We start from the raw sequence: 24,608 nt of genomic DNA, 5'->3' as shown, positions 1-24,608 counted from the left end.
GCGCCGACACCAGGAATGGGGGTGGAACTCAGGCCCGCGGCGTGTGCAGCCGCTTCATGGCCTCGTTGAAGTCGCCGCTGACTGCCAGCGGCAATACGTCCTGGGCATCGTCGATGGCGCGCAGGATCATCGCCTCGTCGGCGCTGCCGGGACGGCCGAGCACCCAGGAGGTGACGCGATCCTTGTGGCCGGGATGGCCGATGCCGATGCGCAGGCGGTGGTACTTGCCGTGGCCGAGCAGCTGGCTGATGTCGCGCAGGCCGTTCTGGCCGCCGTGGCCGCCGTCGAACTTGATGCGGGCGACGCCGGCATCGAGGTCGAGCTCATCGTGGCAGACGAGCATCTGTTCCGGTTCGATCTTCCAGTAGCGCAGGGCCGCGGTGACCGACTTGCCGGACAGGTTCATGAAAGTGGCCGGCTTGAGCAGCCAGACCGGCTGGCCGGCGATGTCGACCTTGCAGGTCTCGCCGAACAGCTTGGATTCCAGACCAAAGCGGCCGCCCAGGCGTGAAGCCAGGGCGTCCACAAACCAGAACCCGGCGTTGTGCCGGGTCCGGAGGTGTTCGGCGCCGGGATTTCCCAGGCCGACAATGAGGCGCAGACCAGCAGCCATCAGAGAATCTCACGCAGTGGCCTGCCCGCGATCGCGGGCAGGCGCACGGGACGTGATTACTTCTCGTCCTTCTTGGCGGCCTTGGTCGCCGGCACTTCGGCCGGGGTCTCGGCCGAGGCTTCTTCGGTTTCGACGCGACCGTGCTTGGCCATCACGACGGCGACGTCGTGTTCCTTGCCCAGCTTCAGTTCCGGCAGCTCGACGCCCTTGGGCAGCTTGATGTCCGACAGGTGCACCACGTCGCCGACGGCCAGCTTGGCCAGGTCGACTTCGATGAACTCCGGCAGGTCCTTCGGCAGGCAGCTGACGGTGACTTCGTTGAGCTCGTGGGTGATGACCACGTCGGCGGCCTTGCCGGCCGGCGAGGTTTCCTGGTTGAGGAAGTGCAGCGGCACGGCAGCCTTCAGCGCCTGGTTCAGGTCAACGCGCTGGAAGTCCAGGTGCATGATGATCTGCTTGAACGGATGGCGCTGCATGTCACGCAGCAGGACCGGCTCGGCCTTGCCGTCGATCTCGAGGGTCAGGATCGAGGAGTAGAACCACTCGTTCTGCTGGGCCAGCCAGGTCTTCTCGTGGTCGAGCTGGATGGGCTGCGGCGCGGCGTTGCCGCCGTAGACGATGGCCGGGATGCTGGCGGCATGACGAAGACGGCGGCTCGCACCCTTCCCTTCGACGCTGCGGCCAGTGGCCTTGAGGATGTGTTCAGACATTTGGATTACTCACTTTTACTGCAATGAACCCGTCTCGCGACGGGGATGAACGCTCACCCGCGACCAGGTGAGCGGCGTTGCGGCAACGACCGGAGCCGTCGCCGCGAATTCTTCAGTCGACTGGTTAGTCGACTGCTCTCAATCTACATACAACGAGCTGACCGATTCGCCGAAGGCAACGCGGCGGATCGTTTCAGCCAGCAGTTCGGCAACGCTGAGCTGGCGGATCTTGTTGCAGGCCCTGGCCGCGTCGGACAGGCGGATGGTGTCGGTCACCACCAGCTCGTCGAGCTGCGACTTGGTCACGTTGTCGATCGCCGCGCCCGACAGCACCGGATGGGTGCAGTAGGCGGCGACCTTGAGCGCACCGCGCTGCTTGAGGGCAGCGGCGGCGGCGCACAACGTACCGGCGGTGTCGACGATGTCGTCGACGAGAACGCAGGTCTTGCCTTCGACGTCACCGATGATGTTCATCACCGTCGACACGTTGGCGCGCGGGCGCCGCTTGTCGATGATCGCCAGGTCGGCGTCGTCGAGGCGCTTGGCGATCGCGCGGGCGCGGACCACGCCGCCCACGTCAGGCGAGACCACCACCATGTTGTCGGTGCCGTGCGCGCGCCAGATGTCGGCGAGCAGCAGCGGCGAGGCATACACGTTGTCGACCGGGATATCGAAGAAACCCTGGATCTGGTCGGCGTGCAGGTCCACCGTCAACACGCGATCGGTACCGACGGCGCTGAACATCTTGGCCGCCACCTTGGCCGTGATCGGCACGCGCGACGAGCGCGGGCGGCGATCCTGGCGGGCGTAGCCGAAGTACGGCACCACTGCGGTCACGCTGGCCACCGAGGCGCGCTTGAGCGCGTCCACCAGCACCAGCAGTTCCATGAAATTCTCGGCCGTGGGCGCGTTCGTCGGCTGAATGACGAACACTTCCTGGCGGCGCACGTTTTCTTCGATCTCGACCTGCACCTCGCCGTCCGAGAAACGGCTGACGAGTGCCTTGCCCAGGCGGATGCCCAGTTCCTTGCACACCGCGTCGGCGAGCGGGCGGTTGGCATTGCCGCTGAAAATCAGCAGGTTCCGATCGTTTTGCACAGTGCTCTCCGCTTCGCTCTGACCGTGGCGGTTAATCCGGGGGCGTCCACACCGCAAACGCCGGAGCGGGCCGCTATGAATTGGCAGGGGCGGTAGGATTCGAACCTACGGATGCCAGGATCAAAACCTGGTGCCTTGGGCCTCTTGGCGACGCCCCTGCATGAGGTACATGAGGTACATAAGGTCTTGGGGACTGCAGCCGGGAATGAGCCGGAGCCTGGCGGCTACTACTCTCTCCCCGCTCCTTCCCACCTGCTTCGCGCCTCCAGCAGCGGCGAGCGCGAGGCTCCCGTTGCCAGCCAGGCCCGAAGACCCTGCGGTAGTGCCACCAGAGCCGCCTCGGCGTCCTCGCGTGATGCGAATTCGACGAAACAGCCGCTGCCCGACCCGGTCAGGCGCGGCGAACCGATCTGCGAAAGTGCTGCAAACACCGCCTCTACGGCGGGTTCGCGCACACGCAATACCGGCTCGAACGCATTCCCGAGCGGCACACCCGAAACGAAGTCCGCTATTGTCGCGGGCGCGGCATCACGCGTCAATTCAGGGGCACGGAAAAGCGCTGCCGTGGGCGCATGAACGCCGGGGTCGGCGAGCACATACCAGGCCGGCGGCAGATCGATCGGGGCGAGCTGCTCGCCCACCCCTTCGGCCCAGGCGTTGCGGCCGCGCACGAACACCGGCACGTCGGCACCCAGTTGCAGCCCCAGGTCGGCCAGCCGGTCCTCGCCCAGAGCGGTCCCCCATAGCGCGTCGAGGGCCACCAGCACGGTCGCCGCATCGGACGAACCGCCGCCGAAGCCGCCACCGGATGGAATGCGTTTTTCGACGATGATGTCGGCACCATGCGAGGTGTTAGACGCCGATTGCAACAACTTCGCGGCTCGGACCGTCAGATCGTCGGCCTCGGCCACGCCGGGCGCGCTGGCGCCGTGGCGGCGGATCTGGCCGTCATCGCGGACCCGCACGCGGATCGAGTCGCCCCAGTCGAGCAGCCGGAAAACGGTCTGCAGGAGGTGGTAACCATCGTCTCGGCGGCCGGTGATACGCAGGAACAGGTTCAGCTTGGCCGGGGCCGGCCACAGCGACCAGCCGCTTCCGGCGCCCCCGTCATCCGTCCCCGGGCTCATTGCGGGCCGAGCGACCACTGATCGACGATCAGCCGAACCTTGGCCTGGCCGCGGGTAGCCACCAGCCGGGCCGGCATCACCGGGCCATCGGCGGCCGGCTGCCAGTCCTGGTATTCGATCAGCCAGCCGGCCTGCTGCAGGCGCGACGGCAGGTTGCCGGCGCCGTATTCGATCTTCGCCGGCCCGTACTCGGCGCTCGCCGCGCCGATGCCGCGCACCCAGTCTGCGAGGGCGCGCACGGGAACGTCCCAGCCAGTGGTGGCCTGCAACATGGATTCGACGTCCGCGCCCTCGCGCGGGCCGCCTTCGACACCTTCCAGGCGTGCACCGGTGGCGTCGCCACTCAGGCGCCAGCTCTGGCGGGTCACCGGCGCGCTGAGCGAGATGGAATAACCGCCCTTCGTCTCCTGCCAGTCGATGCGGCCGCTGCCACCCTGCTTGCCGTTGGAGACGGCGATGCGGCCGGTGAGGGTCCAGTCGTCGATCTCGCCGCGGCGCTGGTCGTTGGCCTGCGCCTGGACCGGGTCGACCGGCACGGACGGGGCGCGGGTCGGGCTCGACACGCAGCCGGCGAGCATGGCCATCGACAGGGCCGCTACACAGACAGAAATCCTCATGCGCCCGTCTTCTCCAGCGCGCGCAGCAGCGAGCGGTTGTCCGGGTCGAGCTTGCGCGACTGCTCGAAGTACTTGCGTGCCTCGTCCTTGCGACCGGTCACCCACAGCACTTCGGCCAGGTGCGCGGCGATCTCGGCGTCCTTCTGCAGGGTCAGGGCGCGGCGCAGCTCGACCAGCGCTTCCTCGTTGCGTCCGATGCGGTAGAGCACCCAGCCGTAGCTGTCGACGATCGCGGGATTGTCGGGTTCGGCGGTGCGGGCACGCTCGATCAGCTGCAATGCTTCCTGGTAGCGCGTGGTGCGGTCGGCCAGCGTGTAGCCCAGCGCGTTGAGCGCTGCGACATTGTCCGGCTCGGCGACGAGGATCTTCCGCAGGTCGGCCTCGGCCCGCGCGATGTCGTCGTGCCGCTCCCAGCTCAGGGCGCGGGCGTAGAGGATTTCCGGGTCGTCCGGGAACGCAGCGAGGCCGCGCGCATACACGTCCGACTCGCCCGGCTGGTCCTTGTCCTTCTCGCGCAATGCCGCCTCGAGAAGGTAGGCGTCGCGACGGGATTCGTCGTCGGCCGCGGCATCGGCCTGCAGCTCGCGCAGCAGCTTGTAGGCCTCGGCGTCGCGGTCGAGTTCGTGCAGCACATTGGCGCTGCGCAGGCGCGCGGCCCAGCGCTGTTCGCCACCGGGCACGCCGCGGTACCACTCCAGCGCTTCGTCGAAGCGATCGAGGAACTCGGCCATCTGGCCCAGCAGCAGGCGGCGCTGCGGATCGGGCTGCGCGGCGCCGGCGCGCAATTCGTCGTAAAGGCGCGTCAGCGACTGCTTGTCTTCGCTTTGCGCCAACAGCGCGGCGCGCAGGGCGTAGGTCTGGTCGTCCTGGGGGCCCTTGGCGAGCACGGCTTCGGCGGCCTGGTAATCACCCAACCGGTGGTATTCGTCGGCGATTGCACGGCGCAGGTCGCGGTCGTTGCCGGCCTGCTCGGACAGCGAGGCCAGCAGCTTGCGCGCCTCGTCTTCCTTGCCCGCTTCGCGCAGCTGGCTGGCACGCAGCAGGCCGACGCGGGCCTCGCCGGGGAAGCGCTCGACCACTTCGGCGACGATGCGCTCGACCAGCTCGGGCTGTTCCAGCCCCTGTGCCAGGCCACCGAAGGCCAGCCAGGCCGGGAGCTTGTTGGGAATCTTGCCGTCCTTGACCAGCCGCTCCAGCAAGCGCGCCGACTGCTTCGGATCGCGGGCGCCACCGCTGAGCACGCCCAGCGCCTGGCGCCAACCGCTGTCGCCCGGGGCGGTCAGCAACTGGGTCAGGTATTTGCGGGCAGCGCGCTCGTCACCGCGGCGGATGGCCAGGACCGCTTCGGCGGCGGCGAGGTTGAGGCCCTCGCCGCCCTGCTTGCGCCACAGGTCGAGCGCCTCGGCGGCGCGCTTGTCGTCCTTGGCGAGCAGGGCGATGCGGGTGGCGCGCTCGGCCAGGGCGACGTCGTCGGCGGCGCGGGCGGCGTCCAGGTAGGACTTGGCGGCCTCGTCCAGGCGCCCGGACTGCAGGGCGAACTCGCCGGCCAGCAGCGGCTCCAGCGAGGCGGCGGTGGGGTCGGCGACCGGGCCCGGTTTCGCGGCTTTCTCCGCGGCGGCCAGCGGTTGGGCGGCCAACAGGGCCGCGAGAATGAAACACTGCGTGCGCAAGGCAACGGGCATCGATCAAGCCTGCAGGTCAACCTGGAGGGGACGGGGCCGGTAGAATGTCGGCCTCCGCGGTAGCCAGCAGCTTATCGCAAGCACCTGAACGGAAGAGGCCCCAGTCGGCGCAGCCCGGCGCGTTTGAAATGAGTTTGTACGTACTAGGCATCAACCACCAGACCGCGCCGGTCAGCCTGCGCGAGCGCGTCGCGTTTTCCGCCGACAGCGTGCCGGCGGCGCTCGAAGCGCTGCGCGCGTTGCCGCAGGTCAGCGAGGTTGCCCTGCTGTCGACCTGCAACCGCACCGAGTTGTACGCGGTGGCCGACGACGACGGCCAGGCCCTGGCCGACTGGCTGGCCACCCACCCCGATGAGGTCGGCGACCTGCATGCCTACCTCTATCGCCATCGCGACGCCGATGCGGTGCGCCACCTGTTTCGTGTCGCCACCGGGCTGGATTCGCTGGTGCTCGGCGAGCCGCAGATCCTGGGCCAGGTGAAGGACGCCTGGGCCACGGCGCGCACGGCCGGCAGCCTCGGCAGCCAGCTCGACCGCCTGTTCCAGCACGCCTTCTCCACCGCCAAGCGCGCCCGCACCGATACCCGCATCGGCGCCAATCCGGTGTCGGTGGCGTCGGCGGCGGTGCGCCTGGCGCAGGAATCCTTCGCCCGCCTCGAGGACTCGACGGTGCTGCTGATCGGCGCCGGCGAAACCATCGAATTGGCCGCGCGCCATCTGGTGCAGGCGCGTGCGAAGCGCCTGCTGGTGGCCAATCGCACGCTGGCCCACGCGCAGGAACTGGCCACCCGCCACGGCGGCGTCGCCCTGCCGCTGAGCGAGCTGGACAAGCACCTGGGCGAGGCCGACGTGGTGATCTCGGCCACCGCCAGCCGCGATCCGATCCTGCGCAAGGCCAATGTCACCGCGGCGCTGGCGACTCGCCGGCACCGGCCGATGCTGCTGCTCGACCTGGCCGTGCCGCGCGACATCGCCGCGGACGTCGCCGAGCTGAAGGACGTGTTCCTGTACACCGTCGACGACCTGGAACGGGCGATCGAGGACAACCGCCGCAGTCGTCGCGAAGCGGCGACCGAAGCCGAGGCCATCGTCGAGTTGCAGGTGGAGCGCTTCACCGAAACGATCGCCGCCAGCACCCGCACCGCGCCGCTCAAGCGCCTGCGCGCGCATGGCGAAACCGCCAAGGCCGATGTGCTGGCCAGGGCGCAGCAGCAACTGGCCGCAGGCCAGGACCCGCAGGACGTGCTGAACTTCCTCGCCCACACGCTCACCAATCGGCTGCTGCACGCGCCGACGGTTGCATTGCGCGAGGCGGCACTGAGCGGGAACGTCGAACTGGCGCGGGCGGCAGAAAAGCTTTTCCCCGAAAGCGAACCCGGTGACGGCAAGGACGAGCAGCGCGAAGCCTAGCGACGGTCTCCGCCGCGGCACTGCCTGCTCCCTTCCACCACACCCGGTTCGTCCATGACCCCTACCCTGCGCCGCAAGCTCGAAGCCCTCGTCGAACGCCGCGAAGAACTCGAGCGGCTGTTGTCCGACCCGGGCGTCATCGGCGATGCCGACCGCTTCCGCAAGTTCTCGCGCGAGTTCTCCCAGCTCGAGCCGGTGGCGAATGCCTTGTCCGCGGAGGCGCAGGCCAAACGCGACCTGGCCGCTGCCGAGGGCATGCGCAGCGATCCGGAACTGGCCGAGCTGGCGGAAGAGGAAATCGCCGCCGCCAATACGCGCCTGCAGCAGCTCGAAATCGAACTGCTCGCCCACCTCGTGCCGAAGGACCCGCGCGACGACGGCGACATCTACCTGGAAGTCCGCGCCGGCACCGGTGGCGACGAAGCGGCGATCTTCGCCGGCGACCTGTTCCGCATGTATGCGCGCTATGCCGAGCGGCAAGGCTGGAAGGTCGAGATCGAATCCAGCAGCCCGGGCGAACACGGCGGCTTCAAGGAAGTCATCGCACGCGTGGAAGGACGCGGCGCGTACTCGCGTATGAAATTCGAATCGGGCACCCACCGCGTGCAGCGCGTGCCGGCGACCGAGTCGCAGGGACGCATCCATACCTCGGCGGCGACGGTGGCGATCATTGCGGTCGAGGCCGAAGGTGAGCCGATCGAGATCAACCCGGCCGACCTGAAGGTCGACACCTTCCGCTCCAGCGGTGCCGGCGGCCAGCACGTCAACAAGACCGAATCGGCGATCCGCATCACCCACGTGCCCAGTGGCGTGGTCGTCGAATGCCAGACCGAACGCAGCCAGCACGCCAACCGCGACAAGGCAATGAAGCGCCTGGTCGCGATCCTGGCCGAGGCGCAGGCGGCCAAGGCCGCCGCCGCGCAGGCCTCGCTGCGCAAGCTCCAGGTCGGCAGCGGCGACCGCAGCCAGCGCATCCGCACCTACAACTTCCCGCAGGGCCGCATCACCGACCACCGCGTCGAGGGGCTCACGCTCTACGACCTGCCCAACGTGATCGAGGGCAGCATGGACGAACTGCTCGGACGCCTGCAGCACGAACACCAGGCCGACGAACTGGCGCGACTGACGCACGACGCCTGAGGGCGGCGCCGGCTCCTGCGGGTTGTCTACAATCGACCCCACTTCGTGCCGAAGGATTCGCCATGCCCCTCGAGATCAAGCGCGCCACGCTCACCGACCTCGACCAGCTAGCACCGCTGTTCGACGCCTACCGCATGTTCTATGAGCAACCGCAGGATGCGGCACTGGCACGGCAGTTCCTGCACGAACGCATCGAACGCGACGAGTCCGTCATCCTGCTGGCCACCAATGACGGCACAGCGGTCGGCTTCACCCAGCTCTACCCCACGTTCTCGTCGGTGCGCGCCGCGCGCGTTTGGGTGCTCAACGATCTCTATGTCGACCGGGGCGCACGCCGGCAAGGTGTGGCGCAGGCGCTGCTGACCGCCGCGGCGATGTTCGCGCGCGATGACGGCGCGATCCGCCTCGAGCTGGAAACCACGCCCGACAACCGCAGCGCCCAGGCCCTGTACGAGTCTGGCGGCTGGCAGCTCTACGACGGCACGCTTCGCTACCACCTGGCCCTGGCCTGAGCCGTGCACAACGATCCGCGCATCGAATTGCGCCGTGCGCTCGAGCGCAATCCCGGCGATGCCTATGCCTGGATCATGCTGGCCGAGCATGAGCTAGACCGCGGCGATGCCGTCGCCGGCGGGATGGCCGCGCAGCGCGCACTCGCACTGCGGCCCGGCCACCCCGAAGCACTGGCGCGACTGGGGCGCGCGCAATGGCTGCAGGGCCAGCGCGGCGATGCCGTCGCCAGCCTGCGTGCCGCTGCGGCCCACGCACCCGACCATCCCGGCATCGCGGTCTGGCTGGGGCATGCCCTGGAGGACACCGGCGAAGCCGAGGCCGCGTCGCAGGCCTACGCGCGTGCGCACGCATTGGCTCCGGACGAACCGCAGCTGGCCGCCTACCTGCTGGCATGGCGACGCAAGCTGTGCGACTGGCGCGACCTCGACGCGCTTGCGCGGCAGGTCCGCGATGCGGTCAACAACGCGCGCGCATCGGTGGAACCGTTCGCCTTCCTCAGCGAAGACGCCAGCGCGCAGGAACAACTGCAATGCGCGCGACTGCGTGCGGCCGAAGTGGCCGCCAGCGTTCGCCCGCTGCCGCCACCGCCGCCGGTGCCGGTGGACGCACCGCTGCGCGTCGGATTCCTCTCGAACGGATTTGGCGCGCACCCGACAGGCTTGCTGACGGCGGCCATGTTCGAGCAGCTCAAGGCGCTGGGCGAACTGGAGATCCACCTGTTCGCGCTCAACCGCGACGACGGAAGCCCGATCCGGCAGCGCCTGCTGGCGGCCGCGCACACGCTGCATGACGTATCGATGCGCGCACACGCGCAGGTCGCCATGGCGATCCGCGCGGCCGGCATCGACGTGCTGTTCGACCTGCGCGGCTGGGGCGGTGGCGGCGCGCCGGAAGTACTGGCGATGCGTCCGGCCCCGGTGCAGGTGAACTGGCTGGCCTATCCGGGCACCTCGGGCGCGCCGTGGATCGACCACGTACTGGCCGATCGCTTCGTGCTTCCGGAAACAATGGCGAACGACTTCAGCGAAGCCGTCACCTGGCTGCCGCGCTGCTTCCAACCGTCCGACACCACCCGCGCGATCCTGCCGCCACCGTCGCGCGCGCAGTGCGGGCTGCCGGAACGTGGCGACTACGGCGAAGGCGTGGTGTTCTGCTGCTTCAACAACAGCTACAAGCTCAACCCGCGCAGCGTCATGCGCGCGTTGACGGTGCTGCGCGAAGTCCCCGGCAGCGTGCTGTGGCTGCTGTCCGGCCCGGGCCACGCCGACGAACGCCTGAAAGACGTCGCACGCATGCAGGGAATCGACCCGGCACGACTGGTGTTCATGCCCAAGCAACCGCATGCCGAATACATGGCGCGCCTGCAGCACGCCGACCTGTTCCTCGACACCGAACCCTACAACGCCCACACCACGGCATCGGACGCACTGTGGGCAGGATGCCCGGTGCTGACGCGACCGGGCGAGACGTTCGCGGCGCGCGTCGCCGGCAGCCTCAATCACCACCTGGGCATGACGGAGATGAATGTCGTCGACGATGCGGCGTTCGTGGCACGCGCGGTGTCGTTTGGAAGGGATCCGCACGCGCTGGCTGCGCTGAAGGACGAACTGGCGCGCCGGCGAAGCGAGAGCGGACTGTTTGACATGCGTGGATTTGCGCGTGACTTTGCCGTCGCGGTGCGTGGGATGGCTCGCCGCGCGTAGGAGCAACGTCCATGGGTTCCCGCCTTCGCGGGAATGACGGGTTGATACCGAAGACTGGGCAATGACACGGCGGAGCGTCGGCCGACGGGTCGGGGATTGATCCGCAGTGGGCCATGGATGGCCCACGCCCCGCCTTCGGACAGGATGTCCGACGAAGGGGCGGAGCAATCCCCGACCCGGCGGACGACGCCGCAACGAAGCAAGCACTCCCGCACCTGAGGCAACCACCGCCGTCACACAGCGGATCGGTTAGGCTCGCCGCCATGACTGCCCAACTTGACCTTATCCCCCTGAATCTTTGCGTGCTGACCGTATCGGACTCACGCACCCTCGCCGAAGACAGCTCCGGCGACTACCTCGTGCAATCGCTGACCGCCGACGGCCACCGCCTCGCCGACCGCAAACTGCTGCCCGACGACCGCTACCGCCTGCGCGCCGTCGTCTCGCAATGGATCGCCGACGACGACATCGACGGCATCCTCGTCACCGGCGGCACCGGCTTCACCGGCCGCGACTCCACCCCCGAAGCCCTGCTGCCACTGCTCGACAAACAGATGCCCGGCTTCGGCGAACTGTTCCGCGCCATCAGCTACGACGAGATCGGCACCTCCACCGTGCAATCGCGCGCCTTCGCCGGCCTCGCCAACGGCACCTTCGTCTTCGCCCTGCCCGGCTCCACCTCGGCCTGCCGCACCGCCTGGGAAAAGATCATCCGCAACCAGCTCGACGCGCGCACCAGGCCCTGCAACCTGGCCACCCTGCGCCCGCGCCTCAAGGAACGCTGACCCGCAACCCGATCGATGGGTTCAACCACCGGAGCCAGACCATGCCGTTGGACACCACCCTGCAACTGCTGGCCAGGGCCCGAGGCCTCAGCGCAGCCGACATCGCCACCGCCATACCCCGCGCCGGCGTCGCCACGGTGAGCGCTTGGCTGCGCGGCGACAAAATGCCCGGCAAGGAACAACTCGACGCCCTGGCACGCGCCTTCGGCGTACCGGCCGGCGCGCTGCTCGCCGAACTGGCCAGCACCCTCGACCCCGCCCGCACCCAGGGCGAACACGACCTGCTCAACGCCTATCGCGCCCTCACCACGCGCCAGCAAGGCGCACTGTTGGAAGTGGCGCGCGGCATGGCCGGCAGCGACAAAGCCAAACCACGTCGCAGGAGCAAGTGATGGGCGACCTCAAGCGCAAGGAATACGAAGCCCGGCTCGAGCCGCTGCAGATCGAACTGGCCAACATGGCGCGCTGGCTCAAGCACACGGGCCGTCGCCTGGTGGTGCTGTTCGAAGGCCGCGACACGGCCGGAAAGGGCGGCGCGATCAGCGCGATCGCTGAACACCTCAACCCGCGCCAGTGCCAGGTGGTCGCACTGCCCAAGCCGACCGAGCGCGAAAGCGCGCAGTGGTATTTCCAGCGCTACGTGCCCTACCTGCCCGCGGCCGGCGAAATCGCCCTGTTCGATCGCAGCTGGTACAACCGCGCGGGCGTCGAGCAGGTGATGGGGTTCGCCAAGGACGCACAGGTGAAGGCCTTCCTTCGGCAGACGCCGACGTTCGAAAAACTGCTGGTCGACGACGGTGTGCTGTTGTTCAAGTACTGGCTGTGCTGCGACCAGGACGAACAGGAACAGCGCTTCCTCGAGCGCCTCGACGACCCGCTCAAGCGCTGGAAGCTGTCGCCGATCGACTTCGAAGCGCGCAAGCGCTATGACGCTTACACGCAGGCGCGCGAAGCCATGCTCAAGGCCACCCACAGCAAGCATGCGCCGTGGACGCTGGTCGACTTCAACGATCAGAAGCGTGGACGGCTGACTTTGATCCGCGACCTGCTCGACCGGCTGCCGGATACGCATGTCGGCGAGGAGTCGATCGTGTTCGAGCCGTTGGCGGGGAAGGCGAAGAAGGAGCGGTTTGGGGTGATCAAGCCGATACGGTCGGTTAAGGGGTAGGCGGACGGCTCCCCGGGTGCGCTTTGCTTACCCGGGCTACTCCGGGCTACGCGATGGTGAAGGTTTCGCCGGCTTCGGTGTCGAGGGCGGGAAGGCGCTCGAGGTCGTCCACCTGCGCGGTGGCCGGGCCTTGCCGCAGCCATGCGGCGAGGCGGTCGAGCGCAATGTCGTCTCCGGCCGCGAGCACTTCCACGCGGCCGTCCGGCAGGTTCCTGGCGAATCCGCGCAGGCCCAGCGCCAGCGCCTGGTCGCGGGTCGAGGCGCGGAAGAACACGCCCTGCACGCGACCGCTGACGATGAAGCGCGCCGCGCTCATGACTTCTTCGCGGCGTCCGCAGGCTGCGCCTGCGGGCCACCGGCCTTGGCGATCGCCGCCTCGATGTCGTGCGCGGTGACCGGGCCGAGGAACTTGTCGGCGATCTTGCCGTCGGGACCGATCAGGAAGGTCATGGGCAGACCGCGCGGCGTCTCGAATGCCGCCGGCGGATTGAACGTGTCCACGATGGCGACCGGATACGACACCGGGTGCTTGGTCAGGAAGGCGCGCATGTCGGCCGGGGCAATTTCCTCGTACGCCAGGCCCAGCACTTCGACGTGCTCGCGCATGGCATCGAGCGCCGACAGCTCAGGCATTTCCTTCAGGCAGGGCTTGCACCACGTCGCCCAGAAATTGACCACGACCCACTTGCCGCGATGTTCGGCCAGGTCGTAAGGCTTGCCGTCGACGGTGGCGATCTTCAGTTCGGGCGTGTCGGACGGCGCCGCCGGCTTGGCTGGCTCAGCCGGTGCCGCCGGAGCAGCGGGCGCGGCCTCGGGCTTGGCCGGTGCCTGCGCTTCCGGCGCGGGCGCGGGCTTCTGGCAAGCGGCGAGCAGCAGCGTGGCCAGGACCGTCGCGGCGCAGGCCTTGGCATGGATGGAAACGTGCAGGCGGCTCGGCATCGGACTAGACCTCTTCGGAATGAATGGTGGAGGCGCGGCGCTTGAGCAGCTCGCGCAAGGGAATGCGTAGTTCGTCGAGCACCGAAATGGCGGAACGACCCAGCGCGTCGTCCCGGCACGGCAATATCGCCTCGGCGATCGGGATGCGCAGGTTGCAGGCTTCGTAGAGCTCGGCCAGCGTCAGTTCGTCGAGGTCGCGGGTGAGCAGCCACTCGCCGTCCTCGGCGCGGCGCACGACATTGATCTCGTCGAGCTGGGCCAGCATCTGCTGCACCAGCGCATCGGTGAGCATCGGCTCGAGCTGCTCGATGTCGACGATGTGCAGGCCGTTGCCTTTCCGGCGCGCCTCGTTGAAGCGCCCGAGCAGGCGCAGCAGGCCGTATATCTCGTGCCCCAGCGGCAGGCGCATGCTCGCCGGCTGGTAGCGGAACGCCGACATCGACGAGGCCAGCGACGCACCGAGCAGGATCGCCACCCAGCTCAGGTAGATCCACAGCAGGAAGATCGGCACGAATGCGAGCGTGCCGTAGATCTTCGAGTACGAACCGAAGTTGCCCAGGTACAGGCCGATGCCCCACTTCACGAACTCGAAGCCGAACGTGGCCAGCATCGCGCCGGCGATGGCGTGGCGCCACTGGATCGTGCGGTGCGGCACCACCCGGTAGATCGCGGCGAAGGCCAGCAGCTCGATGGCGATCGGCGTGAGGCGCAGCATCAGCTTCTGCAGGATGTGGCCGGCCTCGGTTTCGAACATCGACATGGCGAAGAACCGCGCCGAGATGGCCAGGCTTGCCGCGGCCATCAGCGCGCCCAGGGTCAGCACGGTCCAGTAGACCAGGAAGCGTCCCACCTTGGGCCGCCCGGACTTCACCCGCCAGATCCGGTTGAACGTCGCTTCCACGCCGTTGAGGGTGATCAGCAGCGACACCACCAGCGCGATCACGCCGGCCGCAGTGAGCTGGCCGGCGTTGGCCGAGAACTGCTTCAGGTAGGACTCCACCGAGCGGGCGGCGCTGGGGACGAAGTTGGAGAAGATGTAATCGCTGAGGCGATCGCTCCATTCGCCGAAGACGGGAAACGCCGACAGCACGCCGAACACCACCATCGACAGCGGCACCAGCGCGAACACGGTCGTGTACGACAGCGCGCCGGCGGCCTGGAACAGGTTGTCGTCGAGGAAGCGCTTGGCGAGGAAACGGAAGAACGTGCCCGCACGTGCGCGGTCTCGCGCGCGCTCGCTCCAGCGGTTCAAGGTGTTCAGTGGCTCCATCGGGCGGAGGGTAACCGATGCGCGGGGAGCGCGGGGTCACGGGGCAGCGGATGTGGGAGCCGCTCCACCGTGGTCCGTGCACTTCCTCTATCCTTCCCGCTTCACGGGATGCCCGCCTCACGAAGCAATGCGATGACCGAGATTCTGGTGCTCTATTACAGCCGCGGCGGTTCGGTGGCGCGCCTGGCCCGGCAGATCGCGCGCGGCATTGGCGAGGTCGAGGGCGTCTCCGCGCGCATCCGCACCGTGCCGCCGGTGGCGGCGGTGACGCAGACCGCGGCCCCGCCGGTGCCGGACGATGGCGCCCCGTATGTCGAGGCCCGCGACCTGGTCGAGTGCGCCGGCATCGCACTGGGCAGCCCCACCCGCTTCGGCAACATGGCCGCTCCGGTCAAGCATTGGTTCGACGGCCTTGGCGCCGAATGGGCCAGCGGCACGCTGGTCGACAAGCCCGCGGCGGTGTTCACCTCCACCGCGACGATGCATGGCGGCCAGGAATCGACTCTGCTGACGATGATGGTGCCGCTGCTGCACCACGGTTGCGTACTGGTCGGCATCCCGTACACCGAGCCGGCACTGACCAGCACGCGCAGCGGCGGCACGCCATACGGCGCCAGCCACGTCGCCGGCAGCAGCGACGATCCGCAACCGACGGACGAGGAAGCGCAGCTGGCGCGTGCGCTCGGCCGGCGCCTGGCGACGCTGGTCGCGAAGGTGGCGGCATGAACGCGCGGCAGGTGCTGGTCGCCGGACTGCTGGCGCTGGCGGCGTTGTTCGTGGCCTGGTTTGCACCACAGCCCTCGGCGCGGGTCGCGCTGGCGGTGTTCGCGCTGCCGCCGGTGCTGCTGGCGGCGGTGGCACTGCGGGGCAGCCGCAAGGCCGCCTTCTGGGCCGGCGTGTTCGCGCTGGGCTGGTTCAGCCATGGCGTGATGGTGGCCTGGTCGCGCCCGGGCGAGCGCGGCTATGCCATCGCCGAGATCGTGCTGGCGCTGGTGATCATCCTGGCCGGCAACCTGCCCGGGCTGCGGGCGCGGTTCGCGCGCAAGCGCTGACCGTATAATTCCGCCATCTCCCCCAGCGCGCGTACCAACGATGGATCAGCTCTGCATCGTCACCACCGGCGGCACGATCGACAAGATCTACTTCGACGACAAGTCGGACTACCAGATCGGCGAGCCGCAGATCGGCGGGATCCTGCGCGAGCTGGGCGTGGCCTTCCAGTTCAACGTGATCCCGATCCTGCGCAAGGATTCGCTGCACATCACCGCAGAAGACCGCCAGCTGATCCGCGCCACCATCGCCGCGCAGCCGGCGCGCCACGTGCTGATCACCCACGGCACCGACACCATGGTGGAAACCGCCAAGGTGCTGTCGAGCCTGGGCGACAAGGTGATCGTGCTGACCGGCGCGCTGAGCCCGGCGCGCTTCCGCGGTTCCGATGCCGAGTTCAACGTTGGCTGCGCGGTCGGCGCGGTGCAGTCGCTGCCGCCCGGCGTCTACATCGCCATGAACGGCCGCATCTGGGATCCGACCAAGGTGCGCAAGAACGTCGCGGCGAATCGCTTCGAAGCGAACTGATCGCCTAATTTCCTGGCCGCGGTGGCAATGGCGGGATGGCCACATCCAGCGCCGCCCTGGCGTTGAGTATCCCGGCCCCGATCGGCTTTGACTTTCGCGCCTTCGTGGCGGTAGCCGTGGCCTTGAGCAACGCCTCGACCTCGGCCGGCGACTTCGGTGTACGCGACACGGACTGGATCATCGCTGCCACGCCGCTTACGTGCGGCGCCGCCATTGAGGTCCCGCTGGCGTAGCCGTAGCTTTCGCCTTCGGGCACGGTCCTGCCGCTGTTGACGGTCGACAGGATGCCCATGCCAGGTGCTGCAATGTCGATGCCGGCCCCGTAGTTCGAGAAGTTCGCACGCCGGCCCCGCCGATGGGTAGCAGCGACTGCAATCACGTTCCTGCAGTTGGCCGGGGAGTGGTCGGCAACGTCCTGCGCGGCGTTGCCAGCGGCGACGACGACCGTCGTACCGCGTGCGACGGCGCCGTTGATGGCGGATTGGAATGTGGCGCTGCAGTTGCCACCAACACCGAGGCTGAGGTTGATGATTTCGGCCGGGTGGGCATTGGCTGGCACTCCCTTGACGGCGCCACCGGAGGCCCAGACGATCGCATCGGCAATGTCGGACCGGTAGCCGCCGCACGTGCCCAGCACCCGCACCGGGACGATCCACGCGCTGCCTGCAACACCCGCCACGCCCTTGGCGTTGCCGGTCACCGCGGCGATCGTGCCTGCGACATGCGTGCCATGCCAGCTGGAGTCCAGCGCCGGCATCCCTTCCTCGCACTGTCCCGCCTGTTCCCAGTCGCCCGGGTCGGAGGCATCGCCGTCGCGCCCGTCACCGTCATTGGCGACGCGGGTGCTACTGATGAAGTCGTAACCCGGACGCACGTTCTCATCGAGATCGCTGTGGCGGGTGATGCCGGTATCGATCACCGCCACCACGGTGCCGCTACCGTCATTGAGGCGCCAGGCCTTGTCGGCGTTGATTCCGTAGGCACCCCTGAGCCCCCACTGCATGCGCAAGCGCGGGTCATCGGCTTCCCAGGTCGGCCGGTACAGGCGATCGACTTCGACGTACTCCACGTCCGGGTCGCTGGCGATCTGCCGCATCAATGAAGCGGCCTCGGCCCGATCCAGCAAACGGCTCGCACCGACCAGTTCTGCGCCGGTGGCGATGCGCCGCACGTGAGTGAGGACCATGCGGTTGCCACGCCTGCGTCCCTGCGGTGGCACGGCGGAATGAAGCGAACGCGCCATGGCCGCCGGATCGGCCAGGGCGGCACTGCCATCCCGGTACTTGACGATGAAGCGGTCATAGCGACCGCTCGCCTCCATACCGGAAATATCGACGCGCGTGTGCTGTGCAGTCGCCGGCGAGGCGGTGACAGACAGCGCGACGGCAACGGCAGCGAACAGCGATCGCACACGGTTAGGACGTGGTGGTTGGAAAGACATCGTGGAAATCCCCTGGCTCGAACAGCGAAATGGACGAGCGGCCCCACACCGCTGGAGACGAATGTAGCGACGCAGGCCATTTCCCCAACACGGGGGATGCACGCGAACTTGCGCCGGGGATGTTGTGTGATGTGCGTCGGAAAAGAGGGCAACGTCCATGGGTTCCCGCCTTCGCGGGAACGACGGGCAAAAAAAGACGAAGACCGGGAATGCGGCCGGCACGCACAAAAAAGCGCCCCGGCAAGAACCGGGGCGCTTAAGTGTGCGCGCAACTGACTTCCATCAACTCAGAACGTGACGCTCCAGCTGTTGATGTAGCCGGTATCGCCGCCGGCGTTGTCGTTGACGCGCAGCTTCCACGTGCCGTTGAGCGGTTCGCTGGAGAGATTCAGCGTGACCGTCTTGTTGACGTTGTCGGCACTGCCGCCGGTGCGGTTGTGGATGTTGTAGAGCGAACCATCCGGCGCGACCAGGTCCACCTTCAGGTCGCCCTGGTAGGTGTGGACGATGGCGACCGTCACCGACGCGTTGCTCGGCGCGTTGCCGGTGCGGCCCGACACCGTGATCGGACTGTCGACGGTGGCGTTGTCGCTGATCGTGAAGTCCGCGGTGTTGCTGTAGGTCTGCGTACCGCCGCCACCGCCGGTGGTGTAGCTGCCGGTCAGCGACAGTCCCGAGTACGCCGCGTAGCCACGCACCAGCACGTAGTACTTGCCGGCCTGGGCGGTGGCGATGTTGCAGGTCTCGGCGTTGCTGCTGCCTTCGGACTTGCAGTCGAACGTGGTCGTGGTCGGCGCGCTGCCGAACTTCACGTACAGATCGGCATCACCCGTACCGCCGGTGGTGACGAACTTCAGGCCAGTGGCGCCGGCCGGCACGTCGAGCGAGTACAGCTTGTCGCTGCCGGCGGCACCGCTGACGCCGGTCACGGCGACGCCGTTGGTCAGCGGCGTGGCGGTCGGTGGCGGCGTGGTGCCGTTGGTGGCGTCGACCACGGCCTTGGCATTGAGGATGCCCGGACCGATCGGCTGCGACGGCGTCGACGGGAACGCGGTGACATTGCCCTTGATCAGCGCCTCGACCTGCGCCGGCGTCTTCGGCGTGGTCGCCACCGACTGGATCAACGCCACGACGCCGGCGACATGCGGGGTCGCCATCGAGGTGCCGTTGTAGGACGCGTACGTCTCGGCGCCCGGCGTGGTGGCACCGGCATTGAGCGTGGACAGGATGTTCGAACCCGGCGCGGCGATGTCGATCAGCGAGCCGTAGTTGGAGAAGCTCGAACGTGCACCGGTGCTGGTGATCGAGGCCACCGCGATGACGTTGTTGCAGTTCGCCGGCGAAGCGTTGGAGACGTTGGTGTTGTCGTTGCCGGCGGCGATGACCAGGGTGGTGCCGCGACCGACCGCGCCGTTGATCGCGGTCTGCGTGGTCGTACCGCAAGCGCCGCTGCCGCCGAGGCTGAGGTTGATCACTTCGGCCGGGTTGGCATTGGCCGGAACGCCGCTGACGGTGCCGCCGGACGCCCAGGTGATCGCATCGGCGATGTCGGAGTCGTAACCGCCGCAGGTGCCCAGTACGCGCACCGGGACGATCTTGGCGCCATAGGCAACGCCGGCAACGCCCTTGGCGTTGTTGGTCACCGCGGCGATCGTGCCGGCGACGTGGGTGCCGTGCCAGCTCGAGTTCTGCGCAGCGTGGGTGCCACCGCACTGGTTGGCGGTGACCCAGTCGCCCGGATCGCTCGGATCGCTGTCGCGGCCGTTGCCATCGTTCGACACCGAAGTGTCGATGATGAAGTCGTAGCCCGGCAGGATGTTGGCGCTGAGATCGCTGTGGCTGGTGATGCCGGTATCGAGCACGGCGACCACGGCACCGCTGCCGTTGGTGACGTCCCAGGCCTGGTTGGCCTTGATGCCGTAGGTGCCCGAGTAACCCCACTGCTCGCTGTAGCGCGTGTCATTGGGCGTCAGCAGCGGCTTGTTGATCTTGTCGACCTCGACGTACTCGACGCTCGGATCGGCCGCGATCTGGCGCATCAGCGTCTCGGCCTCGACGCGGTCGAGCTTGCGCGCGGCGCGCACGACATCGGCGCCCGTGGCGATGCGGCGGACGTGCGTCAGGCCGACGGCCTTGCCGGCCGAGCTGATCGCGCTGCGCATCGTCGCGGTGTTGGTCTGGGCGGCGCTGCCCTCCCGGTACTTGACGATGAAACGGTCGTTGCCGGCGTCGGACTGCAGGCCGGAGAGATTGATGCGCGCCTGCTGCGCCAGCGCCGGTGCGGCGAAGCTGGCGGAAATGGCGATCACGGTGGCTACGGAGAGTGCGTGCATGCGGATGCGACGCGAGTGACGATCGGACATCTGATGGAACCCCCAAAGGCAGGAAACTTCGTGATGGTCGCGTCCGGTCCATGGAAGCGGATCCCATCGCCGCGAATGCGTCGCAGCGAGATCACCACGCCGGGGCCGGGCACGTTCGGCGGTCCGCCACGTCGAGGTGGCGGCCGTTTGATGCCGGGTCCTGCGCCCCGAAGTTGCGGAAAACCGCGCGACGAGGCCGAGAGCAGCCCCCTCCGCTCTCAAACCAGCTCAACGCAGTGGCACATCGACCCCCTACCGTCAATCGAATGAACAGGATCGGCAAAGGACGCGAAATGAGAACGTCATCGCGTTCAGCTTTTCAGGCTGCGCGTTCAGGATCGCTGGTGGGTTGCCGGCAAGAGCCAACGTCCATGGATTCCCGCCTACGCGGGAATGACAGTCGCTGGGTTCCCGCCTACGCGGGAATGACGGGCAAAAGTCGAAGACCGGGCAATGACATGCCGAAGCGACGTTCGGCGGGTCGGGGATTGATCCGCAGCGGGACATGGATGTCCCGCGCCCCGCATTCGGACAGGATGTCCGACTAAGGGGCGGAGCAATCCCCGGCCCGCCGGACGGCGCCACACCGACGCCGACGCCTTGAAGGCACCTCAGAACATCCCGGTTTCGAGACGCGCCGCTTCCGACATCATGTTGCGGTTCCACGGCGGATCGAACACCAGGTCGACGTCAGCCTCGGCCACCGTCGGGATCATCTCGAGCTTGTCGCGCACGTCGGCGACGAGGATGTCGCCCATGCCGCAGGCCGGCGCGGTCAGCGTCATCCGCACTTCCACCCGACGCTTGCCGGGCTGCTCGGGATGCGCCTGGATGCTGGCCTCGTAGACCAGGCCCAGGTCGACCACGTTGATCGGAATCTCCGGATCGAAGCACGTGCGCAACTGGCGCCACACCAGTTGCTCGACCGCCTCGTCGTCGGCCCCTTCCGGCAGCTCCAATGGCTCCGGCGGCTCCTTGCCGATGGCATCGGCGTCCCGTCCCGCGACACGGAACAGATTGCCTTCGACGAACACGGTGTAGCTGCCGCCAAGGCCCTGGGTGATGTAGCCGATGCTGCCGGCAGGCAACGTCAACTGTTCTCCCTGGGGGACCATGACAACGGCGCAATCGCGCTCGAAACGGACGGGTTCGCTGCTGCGGGAATACATGCCGGATAGATTGGGGTGCCGCGACCCGGCACAAGGTCCGCGATTCTACCGTGTACGGCACCGCGTACGGCCGGAGGGCACGGCCTAATGGCATGGCCGCCCGGCTATGCTGTTGCATTGACCGTCCCCTGAGTTGTCGATGACCCCACCCTCCCCGCCTGCCCGCCGCGTCTCGTGGTTTTCGTGGTTGCTTTTGCTGCTGGGCGCCTGCGGGTTTGCCGCGGTGTGGGTGCTGCTGAGCCTGTACACCGGCCGCCAGAACGGCTGGATGGCCGTGCTGGGCGCGCTGGACATCGCCCTGATGCTGCGCCTGGGCGGCTGGCGCCCCGGGCCGAAGCGGCTGCTGGCGGGGGTACTCGCGACCGCCGCGGTAGTGATCGCCGCCAACTGGTTCATCACCGCCACCCAGCTCGGCGCGATGCTGGGATTCCCGCCGTGGGATTCGGCGATGCGACTGGGCGTGCACCATGCCTGGATCCTGGTGCAGCTGGCCAACGGGGTGGCTGACCTGGTCTGGATCGGGGTGGGACTGGTGGTGGCGGGGTGGCTTTCGCGGTGAGGGTCCCCGACCCGGGTGCGCTGCGCTTACCCGGGCTACGTCAGGGGGATTCGTCGAGGCAGGTGGCGAATACGGCTACGGCTTCGTTGATCTCGGCTACCGACAGGGCGCCGTAGCCGAGCAGAAGTCCGGCGCGGTCGGGCGGATCGAGGTAGTACGGGCGGATCGGATACAGGCCCAGTCCGAGGCTGCGCGCTCGCGCGATGAAGGCTTCGCCCTGCTCGGCGCTGCGGCCCTTGAGCCAGACCACCAGGTGCATGCCGGCGCGCGAGTCGTTGATCTGCAGTCGTCCCCGACTGCAACGCTGCAGGCCGTTGAGCAGCGCCGCGCGGCGTTCCTTCAATGTTTTCCAGGTGCGGCGCAGGTGGCGTTCGAAGCCACCGTCGACGATGAACCGCGCCAGCGCGGCCTGCTCGATGCCGCACGAGCCGAAGTCGTCCTGCCATTTGGCATTGACGTAGTCGCCGCGCAGGCCCGGCGGCACCACCAGGTAGCCCAGTCGCAGCGACGGGAACATCACCTTCGAGAACGTGCCGACATAGATCACGCGGGCGCTGTCGTCGAGCGAGCGCAAGGCCGCCAGCGGCCGCGCGTCGTAGCGGAACTCGCCGTCGTAATCGTCTTCGAGGATCCAGCTGCCGTGGCGCCGGGCGTAGTCGATCAACGCCAGCCGGCGCTGCAGCGACAGCACCGCGCCGCTGGGAAACTGATGCGACGGCGTCACGCACACCAGCTTCGGCGCCGGCACGGGCAGGTCGTCGCAGACCAGGCCCTGTCCGTCTACGCCGACGGTGCGCACCTTGGCGCCGTGGATCTGCAGGGCTTCGCGCATCGCCGAGTAGTGCGGCTCTTCCAGCACCACCTCGTCGCCCGGATCGAGCAGGACCCGTGCAGTCAGTGCGACGGCCTGCTGGGTGCCATGGACGATGACCACGTCTTCGGGCTGTGCCTGCACGCCGCGGCGGCGGCCGAGGTAGTCGCATACCGCCTCGCGCAGCGCCAGCAGCCCCTGCGAGGCCGGATAGGTCGGCGGGGTGTAGGCGGCGGCGTGCGCCAGCTCGCGTGCCCAGGCGCTGGTCAGCGCCGGATTGGTCAGCGGCACGCCGTACTGGAAGGCGTAGCGGACGCCCGGAACGGCGCGGCCCGGAATGCGCAGGTGGTCGTGGATGACGCGGGCGCGGCGGGCGAACTGCGACTGCGCCGGCAATGGCGCATCCACCGGATGCATCGGCCGCGCCGACTGCACCGGTGGCGTGACGTAACTGCCCGATCCGACCCGACCGTCGACGAAGCCTTCGGCGCGCAACTGGTCATAGGCGGCCAGCACCGTGTTGCGCGAAACGCCCAGTTCGCGCGCCAGCTGCCGGGTCGCGGGCAGCCGCGCGCCCTGGCTGACCCGCCCGGCGAACACGGCGCTCTTGAGGGCACGGGTCAGCTGCGCGTGCAGCGGACCGCTGCCGTCGAGTTGCAGGTGCATGACCGGCCTCCTGGAGGGGCATGGCGGATTGGCCCCATTGAAGCCCCGTGAATTGGACCTTGCCAGTGCCACTTTGCCACGGCTCCATAGGGCCAATCCCGTGCGAATGGACCCGACCACCATGAAAGCCCCCGCCCGCGACCACACTTCACCCACCGCCACCACCTGGGAACGCCCTGCTGCCTGGGCCTGGATCCTCCTCGGCGGCCTGACCGTCGGCGCCTTCGACCTGCTGTTCGCGATGCTGTGGTGGGCGCCGCTGGGCACCTCGCCGGTGCGCATCCCGCAGTCGGTCGCGGCCTGGCTGATCGGCCGCGATAACGCGTTCGCCGGCGGTGCCGCCACGGCCCTGTTCGGTGCAGCGGTGCACTTCTACCTGATGACCGCGATCGTCGCGATCTACCACGTTGCCAGCCGCAGCCGGCCATGGCTGCAGCAGCATCCGCTGCGCAACGGCATGCTGTATGGCGCGCTGTGCTACGTGCTGATCCACGTCATCGCCGTGCCGATGTTCTCGGCCGCGCCGCCGCGCCGGTTCCTGCTGGACTGGTCGGTCGCCTGCCTGCTCGCGCACATGCTGCTGGTGGGCGTGCCCTGCGCGTTGTTCGCGCGCAGGTGGCACAGCGCGGGCGACTAGCGCCCGCTTGATTGGCGTGCGCGGTCAGGGTCGGCGAAAGGAGCCTGCGAACTCGCCGTTCGCCAGTCGTTCCGGAGAGTTGCCCGCAGCATCCTGGGCGCGCATGTCCGCGCCTCCGGCACGAAGCGCCTCCAGCACCTCCTTGCGCCGGAACAGCGCCGCGTACATCGCGGCCGTCTGGCCGGCGTCATTGCGCTGATCCGGCGCACAGTCGGCGCGCAGCAGGCGCTGCGCTATCGCCAACTCACCCTTGAATATCGCGCCCATCAGCGCGGTATTGCCGCGGTTGTCCTGCGCACACGGGTCGGCGCCAGCGGCGAGCAACTGCTCGACCGCCGCCGCATGTCCGTGGTACGCGGCCAGGATCAACGCTGTGTAGCCCTTCTCGTCACGCACGTCGAGGTCGTAGCCGGCGCCGATGAACTCGGCCAGCATGGCCTGGTGGCCACTGCGCGCGGCATCGAAGTAGTAGCTCCGCAGCTGAGTGCGCACCTGCGCAGCCTGCGACGATTGCGTGTCGCCGACGTTGCCCTCTTGCGCGCAGACGCTGCCCGAAACAGCCAGCGCCAGGGCAAGACCCAGGAACCGCGGGAACGGGAAGGTTCGCACG

25 protein-coding genes, 1 tRNA gene and 2 pseudogenes are annotated in these 24,608 nt (G+C 68.3%); 12 read left to right on the top strand and 16 right to left on the bottom strand.

What is annotated here, in order from left to right:
- Positions 1–28: 28 nt before the first annotated feature.
- The 7 genes from pth to ACFOPO_RS01975 all read right to left on the bottom strand — a co-directional run bounded on the left by pth (position 29) and on the right by ACFOPO_RS01975 (position 5,847).
- On the bottom strand, positions 29–613 hold the full coding sequence (gene pth, locus ACFOPO_RS02005) for an aminoacyl-tRNA hydrolase (RefSeq protein ID WP_386700375.1): 585 nt from the start codon (positions 611–613) through the stop codon (positions 29–31).
- A gap of 56 nt (positions 614–669) precedes the next feature.
- Positions 670–1,323, bottom strand: a complete 654-nt coding sequence (locus ACFOPO_RS02000; RefSeq protein WP_386700373.1) for a 50S ribosomal protein L25/general stress protein Ctc — start codon at positions 1,321–1,323, stop codon at positions 670–672.
- Positions 1,324–1,461: 138 nt separating this feature from the next.
- Positions 1,462–2,421, bottom strand: coding sequence for a ribose-phosphate diphosphokinase (locus ACFOPO_RS01995; protein WP_386700371.1), 960 nt, complete (start codon positions 2,419–2,421; stop codon positions 1,462–1,464).
- A gap of 81 nt (positions 2,422–2,502) precedes the next feature.
- A tRNA-Gln gene (locus tag ACFOPO_RS01990) sits at positions 2,503–2,579 on the bottom strand.
- 69 nt (positions 2,580–2,648) lie between these two features.
- Positions 2,649–3,548 (bottom strand): 4-(cytidine 5'-diphospho)-2-C-methyl-D-erythritol kinase, encoded by a 900-nt coding sequence (ispE, locus tag ACFOPO_RS01985; RefSeq protein ID WP_386700369.1) that lies wholly within the window; start codon positions 3,546–3,548, stop codon positions 2,649–2,651.
- On the bottom strand, positions 3,545–4,165 hold the full coding sequence (gene lolB, locus ACFOPO_RS01980; RefSeq protein WP_386700367.1) for a lipoprotein insertase outer membrane protein LolB: 621 nt from the start codon (positions 4,163–4,165) through the stop codon (positions 3,545–3,547). Before lolB ends, ispE begins: the two co-directional genes overlap by 4 nt.
- Positions 4,162–5,847 carry a tetratricopeptide repeat protein gene (locus tag ACFOPO_RS01975; RefSeq protein WP_386700365.1) on the bottom strand — a complete coding sequence of 562 codons (1,686 nt, stop codon included), beginning with the start codon at positions 5,845–5,847 and terminating at the stop codon, positions 4,162–4,164. The genes lolB and ACFOPO_RS01975 overlap by 4 nt, the downstream gene beginning before the upstream one ends.
- A gap of 128 nt (positions 5,848–5,975) precedes the next feature.
- On the opposite strand from ACFOPO_RS01975, the gene hemA reads away from it, so the two are divergent.
- The 7 genes from hemA (at position 5,976) to ppk2 (ending at position 12,565) form a co-directional block, all read left to right on the top strand.
- The gene (gene hemA / locus ACFOPO_RS01970; RefSeq protein ID WP_386700363.1) at positions 5,976–7,256 is read left to right on the top strand and encodes a glutamyl-tRNA reductase; all 1,281 of its coding nucleotides are present in this window, start codon (positions 5,976–5,978) and stop codon (positions 7,254–7,256) included.
- A gap of 54 nt (positions 7,257–7,310) precedes the next feature.
- Positions 7,311–8,396 carry a peptide chain release factor 1 gene (prfA, locus tag ACFOPO_RS01965; RefSeq protein WP_386700361.1) on the top strand — a complete coding sequence of 362 codons (1,086 nt, stop codon included), beginning with the start codon at positions 7,311–7,313 and terminating at the stop codon, positions 8,394–8,396.
- A 62-nt stretch (positions 8,397–8,458) separates the two neighbouring features.
- Entirely contained in the window at positions 8,459–8,908 is a 450-nt protein-coding gene (locus tag ACFOPO_RS01960; protein ID WP_386700359.1) for a GNAT family N-acetyltransferase, read from the top strand.
- 3 nt (positions 8,909–8,911) lie between these two features.
- Positions 8,912–10,612, top strand: a complete 1,701-nt coding sequence (locus ACFOPO_RS01955) for a tetratricopeptide repeat protein (RefSeq protein WP_386700357.1) — start codon at positions 8,912–8,914, stop codon at positions 10,610–10,612.
- A gap of 263 nt (positions 10,613–10,875) precedes the next feature.
- Positions 10,876–11,397: a molybdenum cofactor biosynthesis protein B gene (gene moaB, locus ACFOPO_RS01950; RefSeq protein ID WP_386700355.1), complete on the top strand. Its 522-nt coding sequence runs from the start codon at positions 10,876–10,878 to the stop codon at positions 11,395–11,397.
- 41 nt (positions 11,398–11,438) lie between these two features.
- Complete coding sequence (locus ACFOPO_RS01945; RefSeq protein ID WP_386700353.1) at positions 11,439–11,789, top strand: helix-turn-helix domain-containing protein; 351 nt, start codon at positions 11,439–11,441, stop codon at positions 11,787–11,789.
- On the top strand, positions 11,789–12,565 hold the full coding sequence (ppk2, locus tag ACFOPO_RS01940) for a polyphosphate kinase 2 (RefSeq protein WP_386700351.1): 777 nt from the start codon (positions 11,789–11,791) through the stop codon (positions 12,563–12,565). The genes ACFOPO_RS01945 and ppk2 overlap by 1 nt, the downstream gene beginning before the upstream one ends.
- A gap of 46 nt (positions 12,566–12,611) precedes the next feature.
- On the opposite strand, the gene ACFOPO_RS01935 is transcribed toward ppk2, so the two are convergent.
- From ACFOPO_RS01935 to ACFOPO_RS01925, 3 genes are read right to left on the bottom strand one after another with little or no spacing between them, the layout of a single operon-like run.
- Complete coding sequence (locus tag ACFOPO_RS01935; protein WP_386700349.1) at positions 12,612–12,881, bottom strand: acylphosphatase; 270 nt, start codon at positions 12,879–12,881, stop codon at positions 12,612–12,614.
- The gene (locus ACFOPO_RS01930) at positions 12,878–13,504 is read right to left on the bottom strand and encodes a TlpA family protein disulfide reductase (RefSeq protein ID WP_386700347.1); all 627 of its coding nucleotides are present in this window, start codon (positions 13,502–13,504) and stop codon (positions 12,878–12,880) included. Before ACFOPO_RS01930 ends, ACFOPO_RS01935 begins: the two co-directional genes overlap by 4 nt.
- Before the next feature lie 4 nt (positions 13,505–13,508).
- Complete coding sequence (locus tag ACFOPO_RS01925) at positions 13,509–14,774, bottom strand: YihY family inner membrane protein (RefSeq protein ID WP_386700345.1); 1,266 nt, start codon at positions 14,772–14,774, stop codon at positions 13,509–13,511.
- Between the two features lie 132 nt (positions 14,775–14,906).
- Here ACFOPO_RS01925 and wrbA point away from each other — a divergent pair, with 132 nt between their 5' ends.
- From wrbA to ACFOPO_RS01910, 3 genes are read left to right on the top strand one after another with little or no spacing between them, the layout of a single operon-like run.
- A complete protein-coding gene (wrbA, locus tag ACFOPO_RS01920) occupies positions 14,907–15,500 on the top strand; it encodes an NAD(P)H:quinone oxidoreductase (protein ID WP_386700343.1) in 594 nt (197 codons plus the stop codon).
- Positions 15,497–15,826 carry a DUF2069 domain-containing protein gene (locus ACFOPO_RS01915; protein ID WP_386700341.1) on the top strand — a complete coding sequence of 110 codons (330 nt, stop codon included), beginning with the start codon at positions 15,497–15,499 and terminating at the stop codon, positions 15,824–15,826. The genes wrbA and ACFOPO_RS01915 overlap by 4 nt, the downstream gene beginning before the upstream one ends.
- Positions 15,827–15,866: 40 nt before the next feature.
- Positions 15,867–16,352 (top strand): asparaginase domain-containing protein, encoded by a 486-nt coding sequence (locus ACFOPO_RS01910; protein ID WP_386700339.1) that lies wholly within the window; start codon positions 15,867–15,869, stop codon positions 16,350–16,352.
- 4 nt (positions 16,353–16,356) lie between these two features.
- On the opposite strand, the gene ACFOPO_RS01905 is transcribed toward ACFOPO_RS01910, so the two are convergent.
- The 4 genes and pseudogenes from ACFOPO_RS01905 to sufT form a co-directional block, all read right to left on the bottom strand.
- Positions 16,357–17,952 (bottom strand): S8 family peptidase, encoded by a 1,596-nt coding sequence (locus ACFOPO_RS01905; RefSeq protein WP_386700337.1) that lies wholly within the window; start codon positions 17,950–17,952, stop codon positions 16,357–16,359.
- Positions 17,953–18,080: 128 nt separating this feature from the next.
- A pseudogene (locus tag ACFOPO_RS01900) lies at positions 18,081–18,311 on the bottom strand (proprotein convertase P-domain-containing protein); the annotation flags it as partial.
- A gap of 132 nt (positions 18,312–18,443) precedes the next feature.
- Positions 18,444–20,156, bottom strand: a pseudogene (locus tag ACFOPO_RS01895) (S8 family peptidase); the annotation flags it as partial.
- Positions 20,157–20,767: 611 nt separating this feature from the next.
- Positions 20,768–21,325: a putative Fe-S cluster assembly protein SufT gene (gene sufT, locus ACFOPO_RS01890; RefSeq protein WP_386700335.1), complete on the bottom strand. Its 558-nt coding sequence runs from the start codon at positions 21,323–21,325 to the stop codon at positions 20,768–20,770.
- A 139-nt stretch (positions 21,326–21,464) separates the two neighbouring features.
- On the opposite strand from sufT, the gene ACFOPO_RS01885 reads away from it, so the two are divergent.
- Positions 21,465–21,884, top strand: coding sequence for a hypothetical protein (locus tag ACFOPO_RS01885; RefSeq protein ID WP_386700332.1), 420 nt, complete (start codon positions 21,465–21,467; stop codon positions 21,882–21,884).
- 40 nt (positions 21,885–21,924) lie between these two features.
- Here the strand turns inward: ACFOPO_RS01885 and ACFOPO_RS01880 are convergent, their stop codons facing one another.
- On the bottom strand, positions 21,925–23,361 hold the full coding sequence (locus ACFOPO_RS01880; RefSeq protein ID WP_386700330.1) for a PLP-dependent aminotransferase family protein: 1,437 nt from the start codon (positions 23,359–23,361) through the stop codon (positions 21,925–21,927).
- Between the two features lie 121 nt (positions 23,362–23,482).
- Here ACFOPO_RS01880 and ACFOPO_RS01875 point away from each other — a divergent pair, with 121 nt between their 5' ends.
- Positions 23,483–23,998, top strand: a complete 516-nt coding sequence (locus ACFOPO_RS01875) for a hypothetical protein (RefSeq protein WP_386700329.1) — start codon at positions 23,483–23,485, stop codon at positions 23,996–23,998.
- A 24-nt stretch (positions 23,999–24,022) separates the two neighbouring features.
- Here the strand turns inward: ACFOPO_RS01875 and ACFOPO_RS01870 are convergent, their stop codons facing one another.
- Positions 24,023–24,607: an ankyrin repeat domain-containing protein gene (locus tag ACFOPO_RS01870; RefSeq protein ID WP_386700327.1), complete on the bottom strand. Its 585-nt coding sequence runs from the start codon at positions 24,605–24,607 to the stop codon at positions 24,023–24,025.
- Position 24,608: the final 1 nt, after the last annotated feature.

The organism is Lysobacter sp. GCM10012299 (assembly GCF_042649405.1).
GTDB lineage: Bacteria > Pseudomonadota > Gammaproteobacteria > Xanthomonadales > Xanthomonadaceae > Lysobacter_J.
The sequence above is the reverse complement of the archived record's forward strand: the minus strand, read 5'-3'. Positions and strand labels throughout refer to the sequence as shown.